12 protein-coding genes and 5 pseudogenes are annotated in these 16,541 nt (G+C 69.2%); 11 read left to right on the top strand and 6 right to left on the bottom strand.

All coding sequences use genetic code 11. The annotated features are described in order from the left end of the window. Positions 1-10: 10 nt before the first annotated feature. Positions 11-2,200, bottom strand: coding sequence for a glycosyltransferase (locus QQM39_RS14725; protein ID WP_301997152.1), 2,190 nt, complete (start codon positions 2,198-2,200; stop codon positions 11-13). Between the two features lie 275 nt (positions 2,201-2,475). Here QQM39_RS14725 and QQM39_RS14720 point away from each other — a divergent pair, with 275 nt between their 5' ends. Genes QQM39_RS14720 through QQM39_RS14705 form a run of 4 tightly spaced genes read left to right on the top strand, consistent with a single transcriptional unit; the run spans position 2,476 to position 5,439 of the window. Further along, a complete protein-coding gene (locus QQM39_RS14720) occupies positions 2,476-2,745 on the top strand; it encodes an acyl carrier protein (RefSeq protein WP_301997151.1) in 270 nt (89 codons plus the stop codon). Between the two features lie 38 nt (positions 2,746-2,783). Then, positions 2,784-3,491, top strand: a complete 708-nt coding sequence (locus tag QQM39_RS14715) for a hypothetical protein (RefSeq protein ID WP_301997150.1) — start codon at positions 2,784-2,786, stop codon at positions 3,489-3,491. Then, on the top strand, positions 3,488-4,687 hold the full coding sequence (locus QQM39_RS14710) for an acyl-CoA dehydrogenase family protein (RefSeq protein WP_301997148.1): 1,200 nt from the start codon (positions 3,488-3,490) through the stop codon (positions 4,685-4,687). The genes QQM39_RS14715 and QQM39_RS14710 overlap by 4 nt, the downstream gene beginning before the upstream one ends. Next, complete coding sequence (locus QQM39_RS14705; RefSeq protein WP_301997147.1) at positions 4,684-5,439, top strand: 4'-phosphopantetheinyl transferase superfamily protein; 756 nt, start codon at positions 4,684-4,686, stop codon at positions 5,437-5,439. The genes QQM39_RS14710 and QQM39_RS14705 overlap by 4 nt, the downstream gene beginning before the upstream one ends. On the opposite strand, the gene QQM39_RS14700 is transcribed toward QQM39_RS14705, so the two are convergent. Beyond that, a complete protein-coding gene (locus QQM39_RS14700; RefSeq protein ID WP_301997146.1) occupies positions 5,411-6,136 on the bottom strand; it encodes a LuxR C-terminal-related transcriptional regulator in 726 nt (241 codons plus the stop codon). The two genes, QQM39_RS14705 and QQM39_RS14700, sit on opposite strands and share 29 nt — an antisense overlap. A 105-nt stretch (positions 6,137-6,241) precedes the next feature. Here QQM39_RS14700 and QQM39_RS14695 point away from each other — a divergent pair, with 105 nt between their 5' ends. Further along, positions 6,242-7,903: an AMP-binding protein gene (locus tag QQM39_RS14695; protein WP_301997145.1), complete on the top strand. Its 1,662-nt coding sequence runs from the start codon at positions 6,242-6,244 to the stop codon at positions 7,901-7,903. 392 nt (positions 7,904-8,295) lie between these two features. Then, a pseudogene (locus QQM39_RS14690) lies at positions 8,296-9,713 on the top strand (ATP-binding protein). A 173-nt stretch (positions 9,714-9,886) separates the two neighbouring features. On the opposite strand, the pseudogene QQM39_RS14685 reads toward QQM39_RS14690, so the two are convergent. The 3 genes and pseudogenes from QQM39_RS14685 to QQM39_RS14670 form a co-directional block, all read right to left on the bottom strand. After that, positions 9,887-11,090: pseudogene (locus tag QQM39_RS14685) on the bottom strand (IS110 family transposase). 543 nt (positions 11,091-11,633) lie between these two features. Beyond that, a pseudogene (locus QQM39_RS46185) lies at positions 11,634-12,074 on the bottom strand (hypothetical protein); the annotation flags it as partial. Next, positions 12,043-12,474 (bottom strand): nuclear transport factor 2 family protein, encoded by a 432-nt coding sequence (locus tag QQM39_RS14670; RefSeq protein WP_301997142.1) that lies wholly within the window; start codon positions 12,472-12,474, stop codon positions 12,043-12,045. The gene QQM39_RS14670 and the pseudogene QQM39_RS46185, both read right to left, overlap by 32 nt. On the opposite strand from QQM39_RS14670, the gene QQM39_RS14665 reads away from it, so the two are divergent. From QQM39_RS14665 to QQM39_RS14650, 4 genes and pseudogenes are all read left to right on the top strand, one after another. Then, positions 12,457-12,756 (top strand): hypothetical protein, encoded by a 300-nt coding sequence (locus QQM39_RS14665; protein ID WP_301997141.1) that lies wholly within the window; start codon positions 12,457-12,459, stop codon positions 12,754-12,756. The two genes, QQM39_RS14670 and QQM39_RS14665, sit on opposite strands and share 18 nt — an antisense overlap. Positions 12,757-12,766: 10 nt before the next feature. Further along, positions 12,767-13,299: pseudogene (locus QQM39_RS14660) on the top strand (flavin reductase family protein). Positions 13,300-13,331: 32 nt separating this feature from the next. After that, on the top strand, positions 13,332-14,921 hold the full coding sequence (locus QQM39_RS14655) for an acyl-CoA carboxylase subunit beta (RefSeq protein WP_301997140.1): 1,590 nt from the start codon (positions 13,332-13,334) through the stop codon (positions 14,919-14,921). Further along, on the top strand, positions 14,918-15,136 hold the full coding sequence (locus QQM39_RS14650; protein WP_301997139.1) for an acyl-CoA carboxylase subunit epsilon: 219 nt from the start codon (positions 14,918-14,920) through the stop codon (positions 15,134-15,136). The genes QQM39_RS14655 and QQM39_RS14650 overlap by 4 nt, the downstream gene beginning before the upstream one ends. 26 nt (positions 15,137-15,162) lie before the next feature. On the opposite strand, the gene QQM39_RS14645 is transcribed toward QQM39_RS14650, so the two are convergent. Then, positions 15,163-16,128, bottom strand: coding sequence for a hypothetical protein (locus QQM39_RS14645; protein WP_301997138.1), 966 nt, complete (start codon positions 16,126-16,128; stop codon positions 15,163-15,165). Between the two features lie 140 nt (positions 16,129-16,268). Between QQM39_RS14645 and QQM39_RS14640 the strand changes: the two are divergent. Beyond that, positions 16,269-16,412: pseudogene (locus QQM39_RS14640) on the top strand (Short-chain oxidoreductase); the annotation flags it as partial. Positions 16,413-16,541: the final 129 nt, after the last annotated feature.

Below are 16,541 nucleotides of genomic sequence, written 5' to 3'. Positions count from 1 at the left end.
AAGTCTTCTCCTATCGGTCCGATGAGGCAGCGGAGCGCTGAGCGGCTCGCAGGCGCCGGACGGCGCATGGAGGGGGCTCAGTGCTCCGGAACCGGGTGGACCTCGTCCCAGACGAAGCGGCCGTGGGCAACGTGATCAGCAGCACCATGGGGCAGTCGCGGAGCGGGCCTGGAACGCTGCCGCGGAAGGCATCGCCGTCCCGGTTCAGCGGCTGTCCGAAGCCGTCCGCCGGGCTGTCGGCTCCCGGTGTGAACAGCTCGACCCGCTCGGCATGCGGAAAGTGGTAAGCGACCTCGGCACGGCCGCCCCTCTCCCGCACGCGCAGCCTGCGCCCGACCGGGTGTGCTTCCCACGTGCGCCCCGGCATGTCCAGCAGCGCCTCGCACACCTGGAATCGCGCGGCACGGTACGCCGTACGGAAGGCCGCCTCCGCGATGTCAGGACGACCGGTGCAGGCGCGCACACACTCCCGCGGTCTGCCCTGCGCGGCGGCGCTCGAGGCGATCAGCTCGCGGTGCGCCGCCCATGTCTCCTCGTCCAGTCCGTCGTACCAGCCCCGGCGGATCAGGGTCTCGGGATCGTCGGGGACGACGGCACCGGCCAGTACGCGCCGGAACCGCTCCTCGCGGAGCCGGGTGGCGGCGTCCCAGGTGAGTTGCCGGGCGGTCCGGCCCGCGCGGTCGGACAGCCGTGTGCAGGTGTCGGCGTCATGACGGAAGAGGTGGGCAGCCTCTCGAATCCGCTCGGCCAGGCGGTCCCGCAGGAGGTCGTCGTCCGGACGGAACGAGCGAGCCACGGCGAAACCGGTGGCTTCGGCCTGCTCCGCCCAGTCGAAGGCGTGCCCGAAGTGGCGGGTGCCGGACTGCAGGGTGGCGATCGGTACCGCCCCGCACGCCATGGCCTCGCCCTGAGCGATCAGGAAGGTGTCCATTTCGAACTTCGACGGAAAGACGCAGAAGTCGGCCGCCGAGGCGTAATCGAAGAGCGTGGCCTCATCGACCATCTCCCAGTCCGCGCGCAACCGGTTCTTGTGCTTCTCCGTCACTTCGCGAAGGCAGGGCGGCAGCTCTTGCTGGGACATCGTGCCGGGCAGAGCGCACCGGATCAGGAAGTTGGCTTCCAGGCCCTCGTCCAACACCCGACCGACCGCTTGGAAAAGCTCCAACTGTCCTTTGTGGTGGGGTGCGTAACGCGCGCTGTGGTAAAAGGTCGGCAACGACGGATCGAGTCCGAGGCCCGCCAGAAAGTCCCGGCGGTGCCCCTTCGCCACCTCCCGCCGCAACCAGCTGTCGGAGACGGCACAGCCTCCGACGAACGCCTTACCCGCGTTGCGCCGCAGCACCTCAGAAACCGTCAGTCGCCTGAAACGCTCCTCGAACGGGGTGTCCGCGAACGTCGCGCAGTAGTCGTTCTGTCCCTGCGTCAGGAAGTCGACAGCCGAGGCGAATTCGAGGACGAGGGAGTGGTAGTTGACATAGCCGGGCCGTCCGGCCGGATCCAGCAGTGTCGACGGAAGGTACCGGCGGAGGACCTCGTGCAGCGCTCCCGGCTCCTCGGGCGGATCCGCGTAGACGTCGAGGTCGGCTTCCGCTCCCAGGAGCGCCAGCAGCTCCTCCACCTGCGGCCGGTGGACCTTGTGGTTGATCGGCACGTTCGTGGCCACAGTGCTCACGACGGGAATCCCCGGCGCGGAGCGAAGCGCGACCGGCAGCAGGTAATGCTGATGCGGCTCGTACGCCTGGACCAGCTCGGCGGCCCCCAGGACCTGCCGAATGAACCTGACTCCCGCGACCTGGAACACGAGTTCCTTGAAGAACGAGAGGTCATGCCCCTCCGCCTCGGCGTCCGGGACGAACGTCTCGTGAAGCTTGTCGAGGTAGGTGTTGGACAGGAAGTAGAGGTCCACTCCCTGATGCCTCATGTGCAGTGCTCCGGTACGCAGCGGCACGTCGACGCGAGAAGGGAGGCCACGCCAGACCGCGGGATCCAGGACGAAGGGCATCCGGAACTCGTCCGCGAAGGCGGTGGCCCGGGCGCCGTATCGCTCGCGCAGGTACCGGCCGTGGCCGTGCGCCGGCGTGACGATCGAGACGGTGTGTCCGCGTTCCGCGAGTTTGGTCGCGGAATTCCACACCAGGGCAGCGGTGCCGCTCCGCATCAGTCGCGGGTCGAAGGCCCCGCACTCGAAGGCGAAGGTCACCACATGCATCGTTACGCAGCCTTACTTGTCCTGGTACTTCCGGGGCCTGGGGCCAAAAGGAGAAGCGGCCGGCGGCCCTCACATTCTGGGGGGCGTCGGCACGGATGTAGACCTCCCCTTTGGGCTATGCCTGTCCAGTGCACCGATAGCGCGACCATCGAGTCTTGTCGCCCGCTCCGGACTCGGAAATCCTCACTCCTCGGCGCCGCCTGAGAGGCGGAGCCGAGGAGACTTCGAATTCCGGCCGCAGCGGTCGTTGGAGAGGAACGGGCACGATGACGGGCAGGAGCACAGAACACCGGGACATCACCGCAGAGGTGATCGGAACGGTGGCTGGCATGGTGCAGCGCGATCCAGCGGAGTTGTCGCCGGAGACGAGGTTCTTCGACGATCTGTACTTCGACTCGACGAACGTTCTCGAACTTCTGATGCAACTGGAGACGGAACTCGGGGTGGAGTTCGACCCGGAGACGCTGGAACCTTCCGATTTCGAGAAGGTGGGCAGTCTCGTCGACTACGTGCGCCGAGCGCTCGAGGGCGCATAGTGCGGGAATACTCCCGATCCCCGTCGCCACGGGAGGCGGTGAAGGCCCCGGAACTCTGGAAGCGGGGGCATGACGAGGCCGCCTCGAACGGCCTGGTCGTCGCGCTGACGGTGCTTCACGGCGTGCTGGGCCCGGACACCGTGGCCGCCGGCGTCCGCGGCCATGTGATCGCGCCCGTGGAGTTGGCGCGTACCGCCCGTCGGGTCTGGACCGGCGAACGGTACGCGGACCTGACGTCGAGCCGCTCCCCCGAGGCCGGACCCGTCCTGCTGGCCGGGTCCGGCCTGACGACGCTGCGCTGGGAGCCGCCGCGGTCGGCCGAGCACTCGGACGCGGCCGGGCCCCGTGACTGGGACGGATGGTGGGGCACGGCACTGGCCTGGGTCCGGCTGGGGCACTCCCGGCAGCTGTTCGGCCTGGCCGCGGCCCACCTCGGACAGCGAACCTTCTCGGGCTCCCCGTTGTTGCAGCAGCAGATGGTCAAAGGCACCGTGGCCGACGCCGCCGTCGAGCACCTGGAGATCGAGAGCGCCCTCGTCGCGGCCGGCTCGGCCGCCCTGTCCGGCACGGGTCTGCGGCACTGGCACGACCGGCTGACCGCGGTCGATCGCATGCTGCTCCGGCTGCTGGGCGCCCGTGGGTACATGGCGACCGGCCCCGGGCGCGCGGCCTACGCGTCGGAGCTGCTGTGCGATGTGTACGTCGGGCCGTGCGGCGGCTACGCCGCCGTGGGAGGTGAGCGGTGAAGGAAACGCGAGAACGTCTCGCCCTGCTCCGGGGACAGGTGCGGGAGTGGACCGCCGACATCCTGCCGTACGCGGCCGAACTGGAACGGGATCCCGACACGGTGCTGCGCATGGTGGACCTGCCGCTGCTGGCCGGAGCCGCCACTTTGCAGATACCCGCCGAGTACGCCCCCTCCTGCCTGGTCATCGGGCGGGAGCGTTTCGACCTGAGGACCGCGCTGGAGCGAGTGGTCTTCTTCGAGGAAGGAGCGCGTGCCGACGCCGGACTTCTGCTCTCCGTACCCGGACCGGACATGGCCGGTTCCCTGGTCGACGCCCTGGGCGACCGTCCGCAGAAGGACTGGTTCTACGGCCGGCTGCTGGAACGGCCGACCTGGACCTGCTTCGCGATGACGGAATCCGAACGGGGATCGGACGCGACCTCCATGGCGACCTCCCTCACCCCTTCCTCCGATGAGGACTGTCTGGTCCTCAGTGGCGGCAAGCGGTTCGTCGGCAACGCCGTCCGGGCCGGCATCGCCGTGGTCTTCGCCCGCATGTCACCGGGGCCGCTCGGTATCCGGGCCGTGCTCGTGGACACCGCGACACCCGGGTTCTCGGCCGAGCCCATCCCGACCGTGGGCCTGCGCGGCATCCAGCTCGGCGCGATCACACTGGACGCGGTGCGGGTTCCGGGGGAACACCTGCTGGGGCGGCATCTTCCGGCCATCCGACAGGGCATGTGGGGCTGGCTGCGCACCTTCAACTTGTGGCGGACGGTCATCGCCGCCATGGGCGTCGGTGTCGCCGCCGCGGCCCACGCATATGTGGTTGAGGAACGACGGACACCGCCACGGCATGTCCAGGAGCAGCTCGACGCCATGGACCAGCGGATCCTGAGCGTTCGTCAGCTCACCTACCGCGCGGCCCGGGCAGTCGACGCCGATCCCTCGGACGGCGCGCTCGCCTGCGCGGCCAAGCTCGCGGCGGCGCGGCTGGCGGACCGGACGGCGCAGGAGGCGCTGAGTCTCCTGGGCGCCGGCGCACGGCTCGATCATCCTCGGCTGGACAAGATGGCCAGGGACGCGCAGGGGCTGGAGTTCATGGAGGGCACGTCGAACCTGCAGCGCCTGTCCGTCTTCAACGATGTGATGCGAGGCGGTGGTCGGCCGCACGGCATCGCGGCGGCGTCGGGTGAACGGCCCGTCGGGACATGACCGCTCAGCCGCACGGGCCGGACCGGACGAGTGCGCCGGCGCGCCACGAAGTGCACGTCTGGCACTTCTCGCTCGACGTCCCGGTCGACGGGTTCGTCGACGCGCTGAGCCCCGAGGAGGAGGCCCGCCGCAGTCGCCTGGCCTGCGACCTGCACCGGAATCGGTTCGCCGTCGCCCATGGAGTGAAACGCGGGGTCCTGGGTCTGTGTCTGTCCATGCCACCGCGTCAGGTCCCCATCGTGACGGGCCGTTGGGGCAAACCGCGGGTCGCCGGCGACGAGGTGACCTTCAGCCTCAGCCACTCGGAGGGTGCCGCGCTGCTCGCCGTCTCCCGCCACCGGGACGTCGGCGTCGACATCGAGCGCCCCCGGCCGGGGCTGGATCCTCGGGAGTTCGCCGCCCGCTATTTCCGCCCCGAGGAGAGCCGGCAGGTGGCATCGGCTCCGCCCGCACGCCGGTGGGCCTCCTTCCTCGCGCTGTGGACGCGGAAGGAAGCCTGTGTCAAAGCAGTCGGGGCACGTCTCGGCCAGGCACTGTCACTGCCGGTCGGCCTGGGCGCGTGTCACGTCAGCGCGCCTGCAGACCCGACGGCGGTGCATTGGCGCGTCGACGACATCCCGGTGCGGCCCGGCTACGTCGGCGCCGTCGCGCTGGTCGGGTCCGCTCCGTTCCGGGTGGTTGCCCACACATGGGATCCGGGTCACCGACAACGGGGCGCGGCGGTCACAGAAGCCCGGACTTCATTCCGGTGACCACTGCCGAGGTCCTGTTCGAGGCGCCCAGCTTGAGAAGGATGGAGCCGACCAGTCGCTTCGCTCCGTGCACGGATATGCCAAGGCTTCGAGCGATCTGCTTGTTGCTCAGGCCCTTGGCGAGCAGCACGAACGCCTGGTTTTCGCGAGAAGTCAGCGGAATGACGCCGGGTGCGGAAGCCGTGCCGCGACTGCCGGTCAGCAGGCGTTTGGCGAGCGAGGACGGAATCGGCATCTCGCCCACGGTCACCCGCTTCAGCGCGTCGTCGAGAGTTTGCACCGACAGTTCCTTCAGAGAGAGGAAACCGTCCACCGGCAGCGAGGAGAGATCCCCGTTCCACCGTTCGTACAGATCGTCTCCCAGTACCAGGGTCGAGGGCAGGCCGGAGACATCCGTACAGCTTTCCAGCATGCTCCACTGCTCAGCGGCGACGATCAGCACATCGGCAGGCCTGATTCGCTCCGGCAGGACCTCGGCATCGAGCGGGATCACCCGCACTCTGCCGACCGCCGGAAGTCTGCTCAACAAAGCCTCGAGCCCCGCGCACGTGACTTCGCTCGCCACCAGAACGGCAATGTCAAGAGCCGCATCGAGCCCTTCGTCGAGCCCTTCTCGTGCAACGGCTTCCGCCTCAACGGCAACCATGCCTTCCCCCTGTCCGTCAACGACGCTGTCTTCGACCAGTCCATGAGTCAAGCATCGAAAAGATCTGGATGCAAGAACTTGCGGAAACTTGCAGCGGCCCTTGTGATGCGGTCGACATTCTTACGTATAGCTATGGAAAACGGACGCCCGAGTGGCATGAGGCGTCACCTGAAGAACGGAAGAAAGGCAGGCGAAAAAGTGCTTGACAAGCGCGCGCACTCAGGGCGTCCCGTCTCGTTGGCCGATTGGTTCCGGATCGGCTTGGCAGCCAATCCGGACGGCCTTGCCATACGCGACGGCAGGAGTGAATTCTCGTACCGCGCCGTCGATCGACTGGCGTCGTCCCTCGCGGCGGAGATCCGCGTTACGGCACCGGAGGCGGAGCGCGTCGGAATCCTGATGGGACGGGGCGCGCATGCCTACATCGCGGTCCTGGCGGTCAGCTGTGCCGGTGCCACGGCCGTTCCCTTGAATCCGGAATATCCTCCGGCGCGTACGCGGATCATGATGGAATCCGCGAATGTCGGAGCGATTGTCGCGGACGGGGCGAGCCTGGAACAGTTCCGTAGCCGCGGGGTCGCACTTGAAGAATCGGTCAAGGTGATCCGCGCAGAAGCAGAAAACGGGCAGTCTCCGGTGATCGACGCCGTAGTCGAAAAATATGTCGAAAAATATCCGGACGCGCCCGCACGAGAGTATGCGTATGTGGTGTTCACGTCCGGCACCACGGGGAAACCGAAGGGCGTAGCGGTTTCGAGCCGGGGCCTTTCGCATTACCTCGAATCCGTGCACGCGCTCTACGGCTTCTCGAGCAGCGATGTCTTCTCCCAGGTCGCCGATCTGACCTTCGATCTCTCCATGCTCGATCTGTTCTCCGCGTGGGGCGCCGGTGCGACCGTGGTCACGACCAGGCCCCGGGACTTCCTCAGGCTCCCGCGGTTCATCACCGACCACGGCATCTCGGTCTGGCTCTCCGCGCCCAGCATCGTGGCGTTGCTGCGCCGGAACGGCGCCCTGGAGCCGGGCTCCCTGCCGACCTTGCGGTGGACGTTCTTCTGCGGGGAGCCGCTGCTGCGCCAGGACGCGGCGGACTGGCAGACCGCTGCGTCGCATTCCGCGATAGAGAACCTGTACGGCCTGACGGAAACGCCCATCACCTGCTTCTCCCATCGCTGGGACCGCGACACCTCGGCACGTCTCGCGGTCAACGACGCCCTTCCGATCGGCTCACCGCGACACGGCTACGAGGTGGGCGTCATCGCTTCCCCCGGTACGGGGCAGAGCCACTGTCCGGATCTGGGCGAAGGGGAAATCGAAGGCGAGCTGTGCATCACCGGCCCCCACCTCTTCCCCGGCTTCCTGGACCCCGGGGACGACCGGGACCGCTTTCTCTCCGTCGGGGGTCGCCGCTGGTACCGGACGGGTGATCTCGTACGCCGGCTCCCCGGCCGGGAGTTCGCTTTCATCGGCCGCAGGGACCACCAGGTCAAAATCCGCGGCAGGCGGGTCGAGTTGGCCGAGGTCGACGGCGCGCTGCGCAGCTGTGAGGGCGTCAGCGAAGCCGTGACAATACTGGCCGACGAGCAACTGGTGGCCTTCTACGTGGGCGAGCCGAAAAGCGCCGGAGCCATGCTCCGTGAGCTGGCCGAGATTCTTCCGCCATACGCCCTGCCGCGCCGGATCATCCGCCTGCCAGAGTTCCCGCTGACCCACAACCGCAAGATCGACCGGCGAGCCCTGGTCCTGCTCGCCGGTACGCCGTCGGCGTCTCCCGCGCCTGACACGGGGCGCTCAGCCGCCGGGGAGCGGGCTCGGTAGGAGACGGGGCGCGCGCCGCTCCGTCCGTGCCCGTCCCTTGGCGGCGCTTCTGCGGCGGCGGCGTGCCTCGACCGATGCCGCGGTCACCTACCGCAACGGGCATGCGGACACCGCGGCGACGGATCGACCATCTCAAGGACCTGGCGCAGCACCAGCTGATCCACAGATGGACCCCGGAGCGCTGAGCCGACGCCTCCTTCTGGCCAACTCGCCCTGCGGGCGCCGTCTTTGGGATGGGGTTCGTCTGGCACGAGCGCCAGCTCGAAATTGAGCCACTGCCGGCACGAAGCGCTGGAGTGGCAATTCCTCAACCCGGATGGCGCCTGGCATTCACGGTGCTAACGTGAGTGTTACTAACATTGACGTTAGTTACGTGCTGGAGGTTGGCGGGCGTGGTGGACTTCGTGGGCCGTCGGCAGGAGCTGGCGACCTTGGAGCGAGAGCTGCAGAAGGTGGCGGCAGGGGTTGGCGGGGAGCGGCCCGGTTGGTGTGTGATGTTGCGTGGGCGGCGCCGGGTGGGCAAGTCGCGACTGGTCGAGCGGTTTGCGGAGCGCTCCGGAGCCCCGTTCTTGTTCTACGCGGCGACCGGTGCGTCCCCCGGGGATGATCTGGCGCGTCTGGCCCGGGATGCCCAGGCATCGACGCTGCCGTTGGCGGGGCTGGTGGCCGCCGCGCGGCCGGAGAGCTGGGATGCCGCGTTCGATGTGCTGGCCGCGGCGCTGCCCGCCGACCGGACGAGCGTGCTGGTCATCGACGAGGTGCCGTACCTGATGGATGTCGATGGCGCCTTCGAGGGGATGCTGCAACGGGCCTGGGATCGGGTGCTGGAGACCAAGCCGGTGCTGCTGGTCCTCATCGGCTCCGACCTGTCGATGATGGAGGCTCTGAACAGCTACGGGCGCCCCTTTCATCAGCGTGGCCGGGAGATGGTGCTAGGACCGCTGAACCCCGCCGAGGTGGGGAGGATGCTCGGGCTGGAACCGGCGGAGGCCTTCGACGCCGCGCTGGTCACCGGGGGACTGCCGCTGATCTGCGCGGAGTGGCCGCACGGCGCGGGGTTGTGGGACTTCCTCGGCGAGGCCCTGAATGACCCGGTCTCGGCCCTGCTGGTGTCGGCCGAGCGCTCGTTGGCTGCCGAGTTCCCCCGCAGGCTCAGGCGCGTACGGTGCTGGCGGCTCTTGGCAGTGGTGAGCGGACTTTCACCAACATCGCCCGTGCGGCCGGCGGGATCGGGGCCACGCCGCTGCAGCGAGCCCTGGAGCTGCTCGCGAACAAGCGGATCGTCGCCGCGGAGCTGCCCGTGTCGCTGCGTCCGTCGAAGGATCGTCGCTACCGGGTGACAGATCCCTACCTGCGGTTCTGGCTGCACCTGCTGGGCCCGTCCATGGAGGAGATCGAGCGCGGGCGGGGCGATCTGACCTTGGCGCGGATTCGGGACAGTTGGACCAGTTGGCGCGGTCGGGCGATCGAACCGCTCATCCGCGAGGCGCTCGCCCGGATACTGCCCGACGACCTGCTCCCGGCGGCCCCCGCCTTGGGCGGCTACTGGACCCGCACCAACGACGTCGAGATCGACATCGTCGGGGCGGACCGCGCCCCCGTCGCCAAGGAGCTGCTCTTCGTCGGCTCCATCAAGTGGCAGGAGCGGTCGCCCTTCGACCGGCATGACCTGGCAGCTCTCCATCGACACCGGGCCGCCCTCACCGGCGAACCGGTTCCAGTCGTGGCGGTCTCGCGCAGCGGCGTCGACTGTCCGGGGCTCGATGCCGCCTACGGCCCCGGCGATTTGTTGACCGCTTGGCCGCTGTGAGCGGGTGACCCAACACCTCGTCGCTGATCTGGCAAACATGCAGGTCAACGGGGTCGGATCAGAGAGTCGCGGGCGGGTCGCTCACGGTGACGAAGTGATAGCCGTCGGCCGTCAGGGTGCGCAGGATCTGGGGGGACGGGGGCGGCCGAGGGGGGGTGCCCCTATGGGTTTCGTCAAGCTGATGGGGCGGGTTGGGGGTCGTAGAAGGTGCCGTCGCGGAGCATCGCGAAGAGCACGTCGGCTCGTCGTCTCGCGAGGCAGAGGAGGGCTTGGGTGTGGTGTTTTCCCTGGCTGATCTTCTTGTCGTAGTAGGTCCGGGAGGCCGGGTCGGCCAGAGCCGCGAACGCGGACAGGAAGAAGGCCCGTTTGAGCTGCTTGTTTCCGCGGCGGGATGGTTGTTCGCCGCGGATCGAGGAGCCAGAACTGCGGGTTGTGGGGGCGAGGCCGGCGTAGGCGGCGAGGTGGGCGGCGGTCGGGAACGAACGGCCGTCGCCGACGTCGATGAGGATGCGGGCTCCGGTCCTGACGCCGATCCCCGGCATGGACGTCAGGACCTTGGAAAGAGGGTGGTTCTCCAGCAGTTCCTTCGATCCGGGTGGCCAAGAGTTTCCGCTGGTCAAGCACCGCTCGGAGCGAGTTGGCGAGGCTGGGGACGATCAGAGCGGCCGCGTCGGTGCCCGGGACGACGACGGTCTGTTCGTCCAGTGCGGTGAAGATGTCCTCGACGAGCCGCTCGGCCATCCGCGGTGCCTTCGGGCGTATCAACGCAATGAGCCGTCGGCGTCCGGCTTTGCGGATCTGGGCCGGGGAGCCGAACTGGTCGAGGAGCTTGAGCACGGCCGGGTGTTGGACGCGTGGGCCCAGGATCCGTTCCAGCGACGGGTGGATCTGGGTGAGCAGGCCCCGCAGGCGGTTGCTGATGCGGGTTGCTTCGCCGGCCAGGTCGTCGTCGAAGCCGACGATCATCTCCAGCTCGGCGATGGTCTCGTCCTGGAGGTCGACCGAGCGGAGCGTGTGAGGCATGACGCGGGCCGCGTCTGCGATGACGAACGCGTCGCGGGCATCTGTCTTGGCCTCGCCGGGATAGAGGTCGGCGATCCGCCGCATCGTCAGGCCGGGCAGATAGGCGACCGGGCAGCCCATGTCCCGGGCCACCGCCAGCGGCAGAGCCCCGATCGAGGCCGGCTGGTCGACCACCACGAGCACGGTCCCGTGCTTGGCCTGCAGTTTGCCGAACACTTCGCGGAGCTTCGGCTCGCTGTTGGGCAGCCGCTTGTCGAAGGCCTTCTTCCCGGCCGGGGTGACGGCGGTGGCGTGGTGTTCGCCCTTGCCGACGTCCAGGCCGAGGAAAGCGCCGATGTCACTGACGTCGATCACGTGCGTCCTTCGGTCGTCCTCGCCCGGCCGTCCCACGGCACCGATCGCCACATCCACATTACGAAGAGCCTCCCGACCTGCGAAGAAGCCGGTGGTCATGCCCCTAATCAGCGGTCTGTCGATGCCTCCGGAGCCGGTGACACCACCCCCCAAGACATGCGATCGACAGGGGGAGAAAGTCATGCCAACTCCGAAGGCCGGGCGCCCCATTGCGGGGCTACCAAAAAGGTAATGGGGGGGGAGGTCTGCATCAGGATCACATCGTCGCGCTTCACCTTGCTGATGACGGCCTGGGCGACCCCTGGGGCGTCGGGGTGTTTCCGGTCCTCGGTGTCCAGGGTCCACAGCACTGGGAAGAGGGTCCTGGACGCGCTTGCCGAAGGCGGAAGGCCCTCTCCAGCTCGACGGTGTCGCCGTCCAGGGTGAGCAGCCGGGCGGCGGCGAGGCGTTCCAGGACGTCCTGGGCGCCGGGTTCCAGCTCCGCCCGGGACGCCGGGTGACGGCGGCGCCGTCTCCGGGTGCGATCGGCCGCAGCAGGATGCGCCGGGCGGTGCGGGCCTGCTCCGGAGTGAGGTCGCCGTAGACCTGCTCGGCGGTCGTGTCGATCGCGCCGCGTACGCCGCCCGTCTCCGCGATCGGCAGGGCGCCCGGCCGGTCGTCCGGACATGGCACCGACGCGGACGTGCCCGGGCATGGGGACGGCCCCGCGACCGCAGGGGGGCGCGGGGCGCGGGACCGTCCGGGAGGGCCGGCGGCGGGGGGAGCCGTCGGCCGGGACCGACTCTTCCGCAGGAAGGGATTGATCAGTAGACCCTCACCTGCACTGAACAATCCGTCAGGCCGTGATCCACTTCTGGTTGGCGCCGCCCGTGCGGCTCCAGATGATGACGAGTTCGCCGCGCCCGACCCCCTCTGCACTCCCGTGCCGGACCCGTTCCGGCCTCTTCGGCGCTCAGCCGGGGAAGACGTGGTCGTGGGTGACATGGCGGGAGCGCAGGAGCAGTTCGTCGTTCTCGCCTCGGACCAGGACGTCGTGGACGACGCAGCTCGGGCCGAACTCGGGCTCCTTGACGTCGGCGTGGACGGTGAGGACCAGGCAGTAGCTCGTCGCTGTGATCGAGCCGTCGGGGGCCTGGTCCACGGCCACGTGGTTGAACCAGTGCCGGCGCTGGATCTTGCGGGCGTCGAACTTCTGGTGGAAGTCCTCCAGGACGGCGATGATCCCGGCACGGGTGTGGGCTGCGGGCAGGGCCGGGGAGTGCTTGAACTCGCCGTCCTCGGTGAAGGTCGCGGCGTAGCCGGCGAAGTCGGCTCGGTGGCCGGCACGCTGGCCGCGCTCGACCGGCTGGCGGAGCTGGAGCCCGAGGTGGTCGTCGGCGGGCACGGCCCGGTGGCGGGACCCGAGGTGCTCGACGCCAACCGGGACTATCTGCGCTGGGTCCAGCACCTCGCCGCCGAGGCGGCCGACAGCGGGCTGACACCGCTGCAGGCCGCGCGCGAGGCGGACCTCGGCGCCTTCGCCGGCCTGCTGGACGCGGAGCGTCTCGTCGCCAACCTGCACCGGGCTCACGAGGAGCTGCTCGGCAGGCCCGGACGCGACGCCATGGAGATCTTCGCGGAGCTGGTCGCCTACAAGGGTGGGCGGCTGCCCACCTGCCTCGCCTAAGGAGTCGAAGATGGCCGCCGACCAGGGAATGCTCCGGGACGCCATGGCCCGGGTGCCCGCCGGGGTGGCGCTCGTCACCGCCCACGACCGCGGGGGAGTCCCGCACGGTTTCACCGCCAGCTCGTTCGTGTCCGTCTCGATGGAGCCGCCGCTCGCGCTGGTCTGCCTGGCCCGTACGGCCAACTCCTTCCCCGTGTTCGACAGTTGCGGCGAGTTCGCGGTGAGCGTGCTGCGCGACGACCACACCGAGCTGGCCATGCGCTTCGCGCGCAAGTCCGCGGACAAGTTCGCGGGCGGGGAGTTCATCCGCACCGCACGGGGCGGGACCGTGCTCGACGGGGCGCTCGCGGTCGTCGAGTGCACCGTGCACGAGCGCTACCCCGCGGGCGACCAATCATCCTGCTCGGCGAGGTACAGGCCGTGCACGTCGAGGAGAAGGGGGCGCCGGCGGTGTACGTGGACCGAGGGTTCGCCGCCCTGTGCTCGGGGACGGGGGCCTGCGTGGCCGCCGCCGAGCGGGGCGCGCCTGCGCACGCCGGCTGAGGAGACGTGCCGAGGAGACGTAAGGAGGAACCATGTCCGTGACCGACGAGGTGACCGGTGAGCCGGCCGGCGAGGTGACCGGTGAGCACCTGGCCGGACTCGCTCGGATCCGGGCGCGGGCCGAGGCCGGCCCGGGGGAGCAGGCGACCCGGGCGCAGCACGCCAGAGGGAAGCTGACGCCCCGGGAGCGGATCGCGCTGCTGCTGGACCCCGGCTCCTTCCAGGAGGTGGAGCAGCTGCGCCGGCACCGGGCGAGCGGCTTCGGGCTGGAGCACAAGCGGCCGTACACGGACGGTGTGATCACCGGCTGGGGCACGGTCGACGGCCGGACCGTCTTCGTCTACGCGCATGACTTCAGGATCTTCGGCGGCTCGCTCGGCGAGGCGCACGCCGCGAAGATCCACAAGATCATGGACATGGCGCTCTCGGCGGGCGCTCCGCTCGTGAGCCTCAACGACGGGGCCGGCGCGCGGATCCAGGAGGGCGTCTCCGCGCTGGCCGGCTACGGCGGGATCTTCCGCCGCGACACCCGTGCCTCGGGGGTGATCCCGCAGATCTCGGTGATGCTCGGCCCGTGCGCGGGCGGCGCGGCGTACTCGCCGGCGCTGACGGACTTCGTGTTCATGGTGCGCGAGACCGCGCAGATGTTCATCACCGGTCCCGACGTGGTCAGCGCCGTCACCGGCGCGCAGCTCACCCAGAACGCGGTGGGCGGCGCGGACGTGCACGCCACGACGTCCGGGGTGGCGCACTTCGTGTACGAGGACGAGGAGACCTGTCTGGCGGAAGTGCGCTACCTGCTCTCCCTGCTGCCCTCCAACAACCGGCAGAACCCGCCCGTCCACCCCTCGGACGACCCGCCGAACCGGCTCACCTCCACGCTCTACGACCTCGTGCCGCAGGACGGCAACCAGCCGTACGACATGCACAAGGTGATCGAGGAACTCGTCGACGACGGCGACTGGCTGGAGGTCCACGAGCGCTGGGCCCGGAACATCGTCTGCGGCCTCGCCCGGCTGGACGGCCGGGTGGTGGGCATCGTCGCCAACCAGCCGCAGACGCTGGCCGGCGTACTGGACATCGCGGCCTCGGAGAAGGCCGGCCGCTTCGTGACGATGTGCGACGCCTGCAGCATCCCGATCGTGACCCTGCTCGACGTGCCGGGCTTCCTGCCCGGGGCGGACCAGGAGCACGGCGGCATCATCCGCCACGGCGCGAAACTCCTCTACGCCTACTGCAACGCCACCGTCCCCAGGGTCTCGATCGTCCTGCGCAAGGCCTACGGCGGCGCGTACATCGTGCTGGACTCCCAGTCCATCGGCGCCGATCTGACCTTCGCCTGGCCGACCAACGAGATCGCCGTGATGGGCGCGGAAGGCGCGGCGGGCGTCATCTTCCGGCGCGACATGGCCGCGGCCGACGACCCCGACGCCAAGCGCGCCGAGATGGTCAAGCAGTACAAGTCCGAGCTGATGCACCCGTACTACGCGGCCGAGCGGGGCCTGGTCGACGACGTCATCGACCCGGCGGAAACCCGCGAGATCCTGATCCGCTCGCTCGCGATGCTCCGTACGAAGCACGCCGACCTGCCGTCGCGCAAGCACGGCAACCCGCCGCAGTGAGCGCGACGGCCGGCGCGCTCGGCGCCGAACTCCGCGTCGAGAGGGGCCGGGCGAGCGCCGAGGAGATAGCGGCCCTCACCGCGGTCCTCCTCGCCCGGGCCGCCACCCGGCCCGACTCCGCCGCGGCGCACTGCCCCGACAGCCCAGCGGGCTGGCGCCGCCCGGAACGCACACCGGGCTTCCGCGCACCGCACAGCTGGCAGGAGTCCGGTTGACGGCGATCCGAGCGCCCGAGGCGCCCCTAGTACTTGTAGTCGCATGGCCGGGACGTCGGGGGCTTCGGGGTGCATTCCACGATCCCGGATTCGGAGACATCGAAGACCTGCTTCTGCTTCTCCGCGATGCCGCGCACGGCGAAGCCCTCGCCGTTGTTCGTGATGTCCCGGGTGTGTGTTCCGTCGGAGTCGACGTAGGTGACCTCGAAGGCCTTCCAGGTGCAGTCGTGCGTGCCGGACGTGACCTGGATCCGCAGTCCTGCGGGTGCGGCGCCGTTGCCGAGGTCGATCGTCCTGTGCTTGAAGAACGGTTCCCCGTAGTGCTCGTCCTCCGCGTCGGCGATGAGCAGCGTGTCGGGTCGTGCGGTGTCGAAGAGCACTCCGGCGTAGGTGGCGACGCGCTCGTCCGGGTGGATGATCACGGTGGTGGCCTTGGCGGGGACACACTCAAGTCCCTTCATCCGCATGCCGTTGATGATGAGGGTGGCTCTCCTGTCGCTGAAAATGTCCACCATCCATGCCTGGGCGTATCCCCGGGTCCCGACTCCCATGCTCTCGTGCCAGACGTCGGTGAAGAAGACACCTCGTCCGTGGTGGGCGGCCCGGTAGGGGGCAATATCCTTCCGCGGCCCGATGAGCGGCTTTTTCTCCTCGGCGGAGAAGGGCTTGTCGAAGAGCGTCGCCTCAGGGTTGTCCATGTCCGCCCGGGTGCTCGCCGTGAACGCGGGCCCCTGCCGGTCCACCTTGTCGTCGGCCTCGCTGGCGACCTCCGCGTCGTGCTCCGACAAAAGCCACTCGGTGCCCTTCGCCGTCAGGAACAGCACGAGCGAGCTCACGACCACCCAGCACAGCCTGATGAGGATCTTCCGGTTCCGTCTGCGCGGATCCGCGTCCGCCGCCTCCGGAACGACGCCGGCGACCACGTCGTCCATCAGCGGCGAGGTGTCCGAGGACCTGGGCGAGGGGGAAGGCGGAGTCTCGCTGTCTGCCATGGCGGTGGCCTCGCTGGCGTAAGTGAGGTGTACAACGGGAAGTTGATGCTACGTCATGGGGCTCGCCGGCCTCGGCACCGCTCGGCACGCCTCCGCATGCGCCCGCACCAGCGGCCGCCCCGCGTCCTCCTTGCGGCCACGCCGCGCTCGATGCCGAGGAGACCCCGCTGCGGCTGCCGTTGGGCGACGACGGGGTCACGGCCGTACTCGGTCACCTGGACCAGGTGCGGGAGGACGTCGCCGCCTGGGAGAAGCGCACGCGCGCGACCGCCTTCGGCGACTGAGCGGATCACCCGGCGGCGATGAACGCCCTCCAGGCGGCGAGGCCGGCCTGGAGGGCGTCGCCGTCTTCTGTCTGCAGGGCCCTTGTGCAATTCCTGTGGAGGCCTCAATCTTTCGGCTGACACACGGCA

Origin of the sequence: Streptomyces sp. DT2A-34, assembly GCF_030499515.1 — a bacterium.
GTDB lineage: Bacteria > Actinomycetota > Actinomycetes > Streptomycetales > Streptomycetaceae > Streptomyces.
Note: the sequence above shows the minus strand (reverse complement) of the source record. Positions and strands in the feature narration are given on the sequence as shown.

Excerpts from the sequence above, each read along its gene's own strand:
- QQM39_RS14705 (WP_301997147.1), top strand. The coding sequence starts at position 4,684 with ATGACCGCTCAGCCGCACGGGCCGGACCGGACGAGTGCGCCGGCGCGC.
- QQM39_RS14655 (WP_301997140.1), top strand. The coding sequence starts at position 13,332 with ATGTCCGTGACCGACGAGGTGACCGGTGAGCCGGCCGGCGAGGTGACC.
- QQM39_RS14695 (WP_301997145.1), top strand. The coding sequence starts at position 6,242 with ATGAGGCGTCACCTGAAGAACGGAAGAAAGGCAGGCGAAAAAGTGCTT.
- QQM39_RS14645 (WP_301997138.1), bottom strand. The coding sequence starts at position 16,128 with ATGGCAGACAGCGAGACTCCGCCTTCCCCCTCGCCCAGGTCCTCGGAC.
- QQM39_RS14720 (WP_301997151.1), top strand. The coding sequence starts at position 2,476 with ATGACGGGCAGGAGCACAGAACACCGGGACATCACCGCAGAGGTGATC.